Source organism: Geodermatophilus sp. SYSU D00814 (genome assembly GCF_054050055.1).
On record NZ_JBJGYP010000018.1, the window covers coordinates 112,821 to 122,987 of the forward strand.

Annotated in this window: 9 protein-coding genes; 8 read left to right on the forward strand and 1 reads right to left on the reverse strand. The window is 78.9% G+C overall.

All coding sequences use genetic code 11. The features are described from left to right. Positions 1-6 precede the first annotated feature (6 nt). A complete protein-coding gene (locus ACI780_RS15630) occupies positions 7-1,323 on the reverse strand; it encodes an alpha-hydroxy-acid oxidizing protein (protein ID WP_457004016.1) in 1,317 nt (438 codons plus the stop codon). A gap of 262 nt (positions 1,324-1,585) precedes the next feature. Between ACI780_RS15630 and ACI780_RS15635 the strand changes: the two genes are divergently transcribed. From ACI780_RS15635 to rfaE2, 8 genes are all read left to right on the forward strand, one after another. Continuing rightward, complete coding sequence (locus tag ACI780_RS15635; protein WP_457004018.1) at positions 1,586-2,596, forward strand: hypothetical protein; 1,011 nt, start codon at positions 1,586-1,588, stop codon at positions 2,594-2,596. Between the two features lie 25 nt (positions 2,597-2,621). Then, positions 2,622-3,119: a MarR family winged helix-turn-helix transcriptional regulator gene (locus tag ACI780_RS15640; protein ID WP_456869074.1), complete on the forward strand. Its 498-nt coding sequence runs from the start codon at positions 2,622-2,624 to the stop codon at positions 3,117-3,119. 191 nt (positions 3,120-3,310) lie between these two features. Beyond that, a complete protein-coding gene (locus ACI780_RS15645) occupies positions 3,311-4,801 on the forward strand; it encodes an HAD-IIIA family hydrolase (RefSeq protein WP_457004020.1) in 1,491 nt (496 codons plus the stop codon). A 17-nt stretch (positions 4,802-4,818) separates the two neighbouring features. After that, positions 4,819-5,820 carry a glycosyltransferase family 9 protein gene (locus tag ACI780_RS15650; RefSeq protein WP_457004022.1) on the forward strand — a complete coding sequence of 334 codons (1,002 nt, stop codon included), beginning with the start codon at positions 4,819-4,821 and terminating at the stop codon, positions 5,818-5,820. Further along, the gene (locus ACI780_RS15655; protein ID WP_457004024.1) at positions 5,817-6,797 is read left to right on the forward strand and encodes a glycosyltransferase; all 981 of its coding nucleotides are present in this window, start codon (positions 5,817-5,819) and stop codon (positions 6,795-6,797) included. The genes ACI780_RS15650 and ACI780_RS15655 overlap by 4 nt, the downstream gene beginning before the upstream one ends. Further along, positions 6,794-8,038 carry a glycosyltransferase gene (locus ACI780_RS15660; RefSeq protein ID WP_457004026.1) on the forward strand — a complete coding sequence of 415 codons (1,245 nt, stop codon included), beginning with the start codon at positions 6,794-6,796 and terminating at the stop codon, positions 8,036-8,038. The genes ACI780_RS15655 and ACI780_RS15660 overlap by 4 nt, the downstream gene beginning before the upstream one ends. 20 nt (positions 8,039-8,058) lie before the next feature. Continuing rightward, positions 8,059-8,724: a D-sedoheptulose-7-phosphate isomerase gene (locus tag ACI780_RS15665; protein ID WP_457004028.1), complete on the forward strand. Its 666-nt coding sequence runs from the start codon at positions 8,059-8,061 to the stop codon at positions 8,722-8,724. After that, a complete protein-coding gene (gene rfaE2, locus ACI780_RS15670) occupies positions 8,721-10,082 on the forward strand; it encodes a D-glycero-beta-D-manno-heptose 1-phosphate adenylyltransferase (protein ID WP_457004030.1) in 1,362 nt (453 codons plus the stop codon). Before ACI780_RS15665 ends, rfaE2 begins: the two co-directional genes overlap by 4 nt. The last annotated feature ends 85 nt before the right edge of the window (positions 10,083-10,167 follow it).

The following is a 10,167-nucleotide window of genomic DNA, read 5'->3' on the forward strand; positions in this document are numbered from 1 at the left end:
GCCGGCTCAGCCGACCCGGCGGAGGACCTCCGGGGAGAGCTCGGTGACCGAGGTGTGCCCGGTCAGCCCGAGGGTGAGGTCGAACTCGCCGAGGACGTCGGAGACCACCTGCCGCACCCCGGCCTCGCCGGCCAGGCCCAGACCCCACGCGTAGGGGCGGCCCAGCAGCACCGCCCGCGCGCCCAGGGCGACCGCGACCAGCACGTCGGCGCCGCTGCGGACGCCGCTGTCGAGCAGCACCGGCACCCGGTCCCCGACCGCGGCGACGACGTCGGGCAGCGCGTCGAGGGCGGAGATCGAGCGGTCCACCTGCCGTCCCCCGTGGGTGCTCACCACGATGCCGTCGACGCCCTCGTCCAGCGCCCGCCGGGCGTCGTCGGGGTGCAGGACGCCCTTGAGCAGGACCGGCAGCCGGGTGCGGGAGCGCAGCCAGGCCAGGTCGGCCCAGGTGATCGAGGGCCGCGAGTAGATGGCCTGGAAGGTCTCGACGGCGGCGCGCGGCAGCGGTGAGCGCAGGTTCTCCCGCAGCGGCCCGGGCCAGGCGCGGGCCATGCCGACCATGGCGAGCACCGCCGCGAGGGTGGGCCGCGGCTGGCGGTCGCGCCCGGCGGCGTCGGCGGGCTGCGCGGGCGCGGCGTCCCCGGCCTCGGCGACGCGGGCCTGCACCAGCCGCCGGAACACCGGGTCGGAGGTGTACTGCGCGATCCCCTTCCCGAGGGCGAAGGGCAGGTGGCCGAGGTCGAGGTCGCGCGGGCGCCAGCCGAGCATCGTGGTGTCGAGGGTGACCACCAGGGCCTCGCAGCCGGCCGCCTCGGCGCGGCCGACGAGGCTCTCCACCAGCTCGTCGGAGGTGGACCAGTACAGCTGGGACCAGCGCGGCGCGCCCCCCATCGCCGCGGCGCACTCCTCCATCGGCACCGACGCCTGGTTGGAGAAGACGAACGGCACGCCCAGCGACGCCGCGGCGCGGGCCACGGCGAGGTCGGCCTCCCGGTGCACCAGCTCCAGGGCGCCGACCGGGCCGAGCAGCAGCGGCGCGGGGATGCGCCGGCCGAACAGCTCCACGGAGGTGTCCCGGGCGCTCACGTCGCGCAGCACCCGCGGGACGACGGCCCAGCGGTCGAACGCGGCGCGGTTGGCCCGCTGGGTGTGCTCCTCGCCCGCGCCTCCCGCGACGTAGGCGTAGGCGCGCGCGGTCAGCCGCCGGCGGGCGCGGCGCTGCAGCGGCCGGGCCGTCGTCGGCACCAGCGGCGTCCGCCCGTACACCCCGGCGCGGTAGACCTCGTTCTGTCGGCGGCGGCCGGTCCCGGCGGCGGAATCCACCCGGCCACCGTAGTGACCCGGGCCACTCCACCGGCCGCGGCCTCCCGACACGCCCGGGCGACGACACGCCGCACGAACCTGACGACGCGCAGTCCGCGCGTCGTCGACACGGGGTCACCGACGGCACAATGGGGAGGCGTCATCCCCGGAACCACCGGACCGGCGTGCACGACCGCTCGAGGGGGACACCGTGCCGGTCGGGACCCTGCCCAGGCCCAGGCCGCGGCGCGCTCCCCGCCCCGTCCTGAGGACGGGGCTCTCCGTGCTGACCGCCGTCGCCGGGCTGCTCGCCGGCGCCGTCGTGCTGGCCGCCCCCGCGCTCGCCGCCGACGACCCCGCGCGCCCGGACTCCCGCGTCACCCACGGACCGAGCTGCCGCCCCGGCGGCGTCGTGGTCGAGGTGACCGCCGGGACGGTCCCCTACGCCGTCACGCTCGCGACGACCCGCACGCCCGCCGGGGAGGACTCCGCCGAGCTGCAGCCGGGGCAGGTCGCCGTGCTGCGCACCGCGGAGGTCGCCTGGGGCGAGACCGTCGACAGCCGCCTGGAGTACACCGCCCTCGACGGCTCGGGCACCGCCTACGTCGACGAGCTCGACGGCTTCGTCTTCACCCGTCCCGCCGAGGAGGACTGCGCCGCGATCGCCCCGCCGACCGGCGCCGCCGAGGTCCCGCCGGTCGGCGCCGTCCCGCCGCCGGCGTCCCCACCGTCCCCGGCGCCCCCCGGGACCCCGCTGCCCGAGGCGGCCCCGCCGGCCGACGGGGCGTCCGCCCCCGAGGTCGCCCCCCTGCCGGTCCCCGACCCGCTCCCGCCCGCGCCGCCGGCCGAGGGCGGGGACTCGCCCGGCAGCGCCGTCGTGGCCTCGGCCTCCCGGGTCGCGGCCGGCGACCCGGTGACGCTGACCGGCTCGGGCTTCGCGCCCGGCGAGGTGGTCACCGTGCAGGTGGCCGACGGCGGGGTGCTGGCCTCCGTGGCGGCCGGGCCCGACGGGGAGGTCGAGGCCACGGTGGTCGTCCCGGGCGCCGCCGCCGGGACGACGACGCTCGAGCTGGTCGGCAGCGACTCGGCGGTCACCGCGGCGGTGCAGCTGCGCGTGGCCTCCGCCGCGACCCCGGTCGACCCCGACCCGCTGCCCGTCCCGCTGGTCGCGGCCGGGCTGGCGCTGGTCGTCACCGCCACCGCCCTGGTGCTGAGCGCCGGCGGCCGTCGCCGGCCCGAGCCGGGGGAGCCGGCGTGGCCGACCTGGTCGGCCGGGCCGACCGGGAGCGCCTGACGCCGACTTCGGCCACGATGGTGCGATGGGCTCCGAGGACGTGCTGGCTCCCGGGGTCCCGTCCCACACCGCGGCGCTGGCCGGCGCCGCGCCCCGCGCCGCGGAGACGTGGCTGCGGATCGTGCAGGTGCACGACCGGATCACCCACCGGGTCGACTCCGCGCTGCACCGTGAGCACGGCCTGTCCCTCACCGGGTTCGAGGCGCTGCGGCGCATCGCCGACGCGCCGGGCGAGCGGGCCACGATGGGCGAGGTCGCCGAGGCGCTCGGGCTGTCGCGGGCCGGCGTCACCAGCACCGTGGGCCGGCTGGTCGCGCAGGGGCTGGTCGTGCGCGAGCGGCGCCCGGGGGACCGGCGGCTGCTGCACGCCCGGCTGACCGACGCCGGCCGTGAGCGGGTGCGGGCCGCGGCGAGCACCCACGACGAGCTCGTCGCCCGCCTGCTCGCCCTGCTGGGTGACGACGCCGCCGTCGTCACCGACGCGCTCGCCCGGGTGTCCGCGGCGACCCGCGTCCGCCGCTAGGCCCCACGCTGCCGGGTGCGCAGTCGGTGCTCCTCGCCACGGCGTGTCCGCGGGTGTCGCCGACCGCGAACGCCCACTCGAGCTGCGGGGACGGGGTGCAGGGGCGGTCCCCACGGGCGGGGACGCAGCCGCGCAGGGGAACTTCAAGCCCGTAGTGTTTGCGGGCGAGCGAGACCGGGCAGGTCGCGATCATGCCCGTGAGCTGCACCGTCGTCGTGCCGACCATCGGCCGGCCGTCGCTCGACGTGCTGCTCGACGCGCTGGCCGCCGACCCGGGCCCCCGACCGGCCGAGCTGGTGGTGGTCGACGACCGTCCCGCGGGCCCGCCGCTGGCGGTCGAGCGGCCCGGCCTGCCGCCGGTCCGCGTGGTCCGCACCGGCGGTGGCGGCCCGGCCCGCGCGCGCAACCTGGGCTGGCGCACCGCCCGCACGGAGTGGATCGCCTTCCTCGACGACGACGTCGTCCCCGACCCCGACTGGTACCAGCGGCTGGCCGCCGACCTCGACGGCCTGCCCGCCGACGTCGCCGGCAGCCAGGGGCGGGTGCGGGTGCCGCTGCCGGAGGACCGCCGGCCCACCGACTGGGAGCGCGGCACCGCGGGCCTCGCCACCAGCGCCTGGATCACCGCCGACCTCGCCTACCGGCGCGCCGCGCTGGCCGCCGTCGGCGGGTTCGACGAGCGCTTCCCGCGCGCCTTCCGCGAGGACTCCGACCTCGCGCTGCGGGTGATGGACACCGGCGCCCGGCTGGTCCGCGGGCAGCGCTGGATCACCCACCCGGTCCGGCCGGTCGACCGCTGGGTCAGCGTGCGCGTGCAGGCCGGCAACGCCGACGACGTCCTCATGCGCCGGCTGCACGGGCCGGGCTGGCGCGACCGGGCGCAAGCCCCGCTGGGCCGCCGCCCCCAGCACCTGGCCGTCACCGCGGCCGGGCTCGCCGCGGTCGGCCTGGCCGCCGCGCGCCGGCCCCGCGCCGCGCTCGGCGCCGCCCTCGCCTGGGCGGCCGGCACCGCCGAGTTCGCCTGGGCGCGGATCGCCCCCGGCCCGCGCGACCGGGCCGAGGTGGGCACCATGGCCCTGACCAGCGCCGCCATCCCGCCGCTGGCCACCTGGCACTGGCTGCGCGGGGTCGTGCGGCACCGCCGGGTGGCGCCCTGGCGCGGCCTGCCCGACCTGGTGCTGTTCGACCGCGACGGCACGCTGGTGCACGACTTCCCCTACAACGGCGACCCCGAGTGGGTGCGCCCGGTCGACGGCGCCCGCGAGGCGCTCGACGCCCTCCGCGCTCGCGGCGTCCGCGTCGGGGTGGTGACCAACCAGTCCGGCGTCGCCCGCGGGCTCGTCACCCGCGAGCAGGTCGACGCCTGCACGGCCCGCCTCGACGAGCTGCTCGGCCCCTTCGACACCGTGCAGGTCTGCCCGCACGGCCCCGACGACGGCTGCAGCTGCCGCAAGCCCGCACCCGGCATGGTCAAGGCCGCCTGCGCCGAGCTCGGCGTCGACCCCGCGCGCACGGTCGTCGTCGGTGACATCGGCGCCGACGTCGAGGCCGCCGCGGCCGCCGGCGCCGTCGGGATCCTGGTGCCCACGCCGGTGACGCGGGAGCAGGAGGTGGCGGCCGCGCCGCGCCGCGCCGCGACGCTCCCCGCCGCGGTCGACGACGTCCTGGCCGGCCGGTGGTGACCGGCCGCCGGGGAACCGTGCTCGTCGCCCGCCTCGACAACGCCGGCGACGTCCTCCTGCAGGGCCCGCTGGTCCGCGCCGTCGCCCACGGCGCCGAGCGGGTGGTGTTCCTCGCCGGCCCGGCCGGCGCCGAGGCCGCCGCGCTGCTGCCCGGCGTCGACGAGGTCTGGACCTGGGCCTGCCCGTGGATCCTCGGCGACCCGCCGCCGGTGGACCCCGCCGACCTCGCGGCGCTGACCGACCGGGTCCGCGCGCTCGCGCCCGACGAGGCCGTGGTCAGCACCTCGTTCCACCAGTCGCCGCTGCCGCTGGCGCTGCTGCTGCGCGCCGCGGGCGTGCCGCGGATCAGCGCCACCAGCGTCGACTACCCGGGCGCGCTGCTCGACGTCCGGCACCGGGTCGGCCAGGACGACGAGGTGGACCTGCCCGAGCCCGAGCGCGCGCTGTCGCTGGCCCGCGCCGCCTGCTTCGACCTGCCCGACGGCGACGACGGCCGCCTCGCCGTCCGCCGCCCGCTGCCGCCGACCGACCACGAGCCCGGGTACGTCGTCCTGCACCCCGGCGCCTCCGTCCCCGCCCGGGCCTGGCCCGCGGAGCGCTGCGCCGAGGCCGTCGAGGCGCTGGCCGACGCCGGGCACCGGGTGCTGGTCACCGGCGGGCCGGGGGAGCGGGAGCTGACCGCCGCCGTCGCCGGCCGCCGCGGCGTCGACCTCGGCGGCGCGCTCCGCCTGGCGGAGCTGGCGGCGGTCCTCGACGGCGCCGCGGCGGTCGTCGCCGGCAACACCGGGCCCGCGCACCTCGCCGCCGCCGTCGGCACCCCGGTCGTCTCGCTGTTCAGCCCCGTCGTCCCCGCGGCACGGTGGGCGCCCCACGGCGTCCCCACCGTGCTGCTCGGCGACCAGGACGCCCCCTGCCGGCTGACCCGGGCCCGCGAGTGCCCGGTCCCCGGCCACCCCTGCCTCACGTCGGTGACCGCGGCGGACGTCGTCGCGGCCGTGGAGAAGCTGGTGAGCGCGTGAAGGTCCTGCTCTGGCACGTGCACGGCTCGTGGACGACGGCGTTCGTGCAGGGCCCGCACGAGTACCTCGTCCCCGTCACCCCCGACCGGGGTCCCGACGGGCTGGGCCGCGCCCGCACCTGGGACTGGCCGGCCTCGGCCCGCGAGGTGACGCCGGAGCAGCTGCGCGAGGAGCACGTCGACGTCGTCGTGCTGCAGCGGGTGCGCGACCTGGAGCTGGTCCGCGCGTGGCTGGGCCGGGAGCCCGGCCGCGACCTGCCCGCCGTCTTCCTTGAGCACAACGCGCCCGGACTGGAGCCCGGTGACGGGCCGGTGCCGCACACCCGGCACCCGCTGGCCGACCGCGACGACATCCCCGTCGCGCACGTCACCCACTTCAACCGGCTCTTCTACGACAACGGCCGGGCGCCGACGACGGTCATCGAGCACGGCATCGTCGACCCCGGTGAGCGCTACACCGGCGAGCTGGCGCGGGCCGCCGTCGTCACCAACGAGCCGGTGCGCCGCGGCCGCACGGTGGGCGCGGACCTGCTGCCCGGGCTGGCGGCGGTCGCGCCGGTCGACGTCTTCGGGATGGGCCTGGCCGGGCTGCACGCGCGGCACGGCCTCGACCCCGGCCGGGTGACCCTGCACGACGACCCGCCGCAGGCGGCCATGCACGCCGAGCTCGCCCGCCGCCGGGTCTACGTCCACCCGGTGCGCTGGACGTCGCTGGGGCTGTCACTGCTCGAGGCGATGCACCTGGGCATGCCGGTGGTCGCCCTGGCCACCACCGAGGTGGTCGAGGCGGTGCCCGCCGACGCCGGGGTCCTGTCCACCCGGCCCGAGGTGCTGTGGGACGCCGTCGCCGGCTACCTGCACGACGAGGACGCCGCCCGGCTGGCCGGCAAGGCGGCCCGCGCCGCCGCGCTGGAGCGCTACGGGCTCGCCCGCTTCCTGCGCGACTGGGACGCGCTGCTCGAGGAGGTCACCCGATGAGGACCCCGAGGATCGCCGGCGGGCCGCTGCGCATCGACCTGGTCAGTGAGCACGCCTCGCCGCTGGCCGCCATCGGCGGGGTGGACGCCGGCGGGCAGAACGTGCACGTCGCCGCCCTCGCCGCCGGGCTGGCCGCGCGCGGCCACGAGGTCACCGTGCACACCCGCCGCGACGACCCCCACCTGCCCGACGAGGTGCCCACCCCCGACGGCTACGTGGTCAGCCACCTCACCGCCGGCCCGCCCGAGCCGCTGCCCAAGGACGACCTGCTCGGCCACGTGCCGGCGCTGGCCGCGGCGCTGCGCGCCCGCTGGTCGGTCGCGCTCCCCGACGTCGTCCACGCGCACTTCTGGATGAGCGGGCTGGCCTGCGTCGAGGCCGCCGGCAGCCTGCTCACCCCCGTGCCGGTGCTGCAGACCTTCCACGCGCTGGGCTCGGTCAAGCGCCGCCACCAGGGCGACGCCGACACCTCACCGGCGCAGCGCGTCGAGCTCGAGCGCGGGCTGTGCCGGGCGGTCGACCACGTGGTGGCCACCTGCAGCGACGAGGTGTTCGAGCTGCGCCGCCTGGGCCTGCCCCGCGACCGCGTCTCGATCGTGCCCTGCGGCGTCGACACCACCGTGTTCGCCCCGCGCGGGCCGGTCGCGCCGCGCACCGGCCGGCCGCGGCTGCTGGTGCTCGGCCGGCTGGTGGAGCGCAAGGGCCAGGAGGACGCCGTCCGCGCGCTGGCCGCCGTCCCCGACGCCGAGCTCGTCGTGGTGGGCGGCCCGCCGGCCGGGACGATCGAGGCCGATCCCGAGGTGCGCCGGCTGCGCGCGGTCGCCGCCGAGGTGGGCGTGGCCGACCGGCTCCGCTTCGCCGGGTCGGTCGCCCGGGCCGACGTCCCCGCCTGGGTCCGCTCGGCCGACGTCGTGCTGGCCGTGCCCTGGTACGAGCCGTTCGGCATCACCCCGCTGGAGGCCATGGCCTGCGGCCGCCCGGTGGTCGCCACCGCCGTCGGCGGGCTGCAGGACTCCGTCGTCGACGGCGTCACCGGCGACCTCGTGCCGCCCCGCGACCCGGCCCGGCTCGGCGCGGTGCTCGCCGCGCTGCTGGCCGACGACGCCCGGCGCGCCGCCTACGGCGCGGCCGGGGTCCGGCGGGCCCGCGCCCGCTACCGGTGGGCCCGCGTGGCCGCCGACACCGAGGCCGTCTACCGGCAGGTCCTGTCCACCCGGCGTCCCGTCGAGGCCGTCCGATGAGCGCCCCTGGAGGTCGCCCCGTGAGTGTCGCTCCCCACTCGGAGGCCGAGGTCGTCTCGCCCGACTCCTGCACCCACCTCACCGGCCGCGACCACGTCGCGTCGCTGACCGCCGCGCTGCGCAGCCTCGACACCGCGGTCGACACCCTCGACCGCTGGGGGCACCTGCTGGCCGACGTGCTCTGCGGGGAGTCCCGCGGGCGGCTGCTGGCGGCCGGCAACGGGGGCAGCGCCGCGCAGGCCCAGCACCTCACCGCCGAGCTGGTGGGCCGCTACCGCGCCGACCGCCCGCCGTTCTCCGCGATCTGCCTGACCGCCGAGACCTCGTCGCTGACCGCGATCGCCAACGACTACCCGGCCGACGAGCTGTTCGCCCGCCAGGTCGAGGCGCACGGCCGCGCCGGCGACGTCCTGGTGCTCCTGTCCACCTCCGGCCGCAGCCCCAACGCCGTCGCCGCCGCCCGGCGGGCCCGCGAGTGCGGCATCACCGTGCTGTCGATCACCGGCCCGGCGCCCAACCCGCTGGCCGCGGCCTCCGACGAGGCGGTGTGCATCGACTCCCCGTGGACGGCGACCGTGCAGGAGTGCCACCTGGTCGCACTGCACCTGCTGTGCGCGGCCTTCGACGCCGCGGTGCTGGCCGAGCCGGCGCGGGTGCCGGTCAGCCGCATCGGGGTCGTGCAGTGAGGCCGCTCGTCGTCGTCGGCGACGCGCTGCTCGACGTCGACCTGGTCGGCACGGCGTCCCGGCTGACCCCCGACGCGCCGGTGCCGGTGGTCGAGGACCTGGAGACCCGCGAGCGCCCGGGGGGTGCGGCGCTGGCCGCGGTCATCGCGGCGCGGGCCACGGACCGCGAGGTCGTGCTGGTCGCCCCGCTGGCCGACGACGACGGCGCGGCCCGGCTGCGCGCGCTGCTGGGCGGGCGGGTCCGGCTGGTCGCGATCCCGGCCACCGGCGGCACCGCGGTCAAGCGGCGGGTGCGGGTGGGTGACCACTCGGTGGTCCGGCTCGACAGCGGCGCGCCCACCGTCACCCTCGGCGAGCTGCCCGACGAGGCGCGCGCGGCCGTCCGCGACGCCGCTGCGGTGCTGGTCGCCGACTACGGGCGCGGCACCACCGCCGACGCGGGCGTCCGGGCGCTGCTGGCCGAGGCCGGCGGGCCGGTCGTGTGGGACCCGCACCCCCGCGGCGCCGACCCGGTGCCCTCGGTGCGGCTGGTGACACCCAACGCCGCCGAGGCCGCCCGGGTCGCGGCCGGGATCGACGGCGACGGGCTGGCCGCCGTCGGCGCGCGGGCCGAGGCGCTCATCCGGCACTGGGGCGTGGGCGCGGTCGCGGTCACCCTCGGCGCCCGCGGCGCGCTGCTGTCCTACGGCGAGGGCGCGCCGATGGTCGTGCCCGCGGTGCCGGTGACCGGCGGCGACCCGTGCGGCGCCGGCGACTCCTTCGCCGCCGCGGCCGCGCTGGCCCTCGCCGGCGGCGCGGTGACCGGCGAGGCGGTGGCCGCGGCGGTCGCGTTCGCCGGCCGGTTCGTCGCGGCCGGCGGCGCCTCGGCCTGGGACTCCTCCGCCGTGCCCCAGCCGAACGTGGCCGCCGAGGACGGCGTCTCGGCGCTGCTGGCCCGCGTCCGCGCGACCGGCGGCACGGTGGTGGCCACCGGCGGGTGCTTCGACCTGCTGCACGCCGGTCACGTGGCCACGCTGCGCGCCGCCCGCGGCCTCGGCGACTGCCTGGTCGTGTGCATCAACTCCGACGACTCGGTCCGCCGGCTCAAGGGCCCCTCCCGGCCGCTGGTCACCGCCGCCGACCGCGCGCGGGTGCTCGAGGCGCTGGAGTTCGTCGACGCCGTCGTGGTGTTCGACGAGGACACCCCCGCGCAGGTCATCGACCGGCTGCGGCCCGACGTCTGGGCCAAGGGCGGCGACTACGCCGGCGCCGACCTGCCCGAGGCCGCGGTGCTGCGGCAGTGGGGCGGGCAGGCCGTCGTCCTGCCCTACCTCGACGGGCACTCGACCACGGCCCTGGTCGAGCGCTCCCGGGTGTGAGCGGTCCTCCTCCCGTGCACTTCCGCGGAACTGCCCCTCGTCCCTCCGTGGACTTTCGCGGACCTGGACGGGACGGGGGGCCGGT

Bases quoted from the DNA above. Each gene is read 5' to 3' on its own strand.
- ACI780_RS15640 (WP_456869074.1), top strand. From the start codon at position 2,622: ATGGGCTCCGAGGACGTGCTGGCTCCCGGGGTCCCGTCCCACACCGCG.
- ACI780_RS15645 (WP_457004020.1), top strand. From the start codon at position 3,311: ATGCCCGTGAGCTGCACCGTCGTCGTGCCGACCATCGGCCGGCCGTCG.
- ACI780_RS15660 (WP_457004026.1), top strand. From the start codon at position 6,794: ATGAGGACCCCGAGGATCGCCGGCGGGCCGCTGCGCATCGACCTGGTC.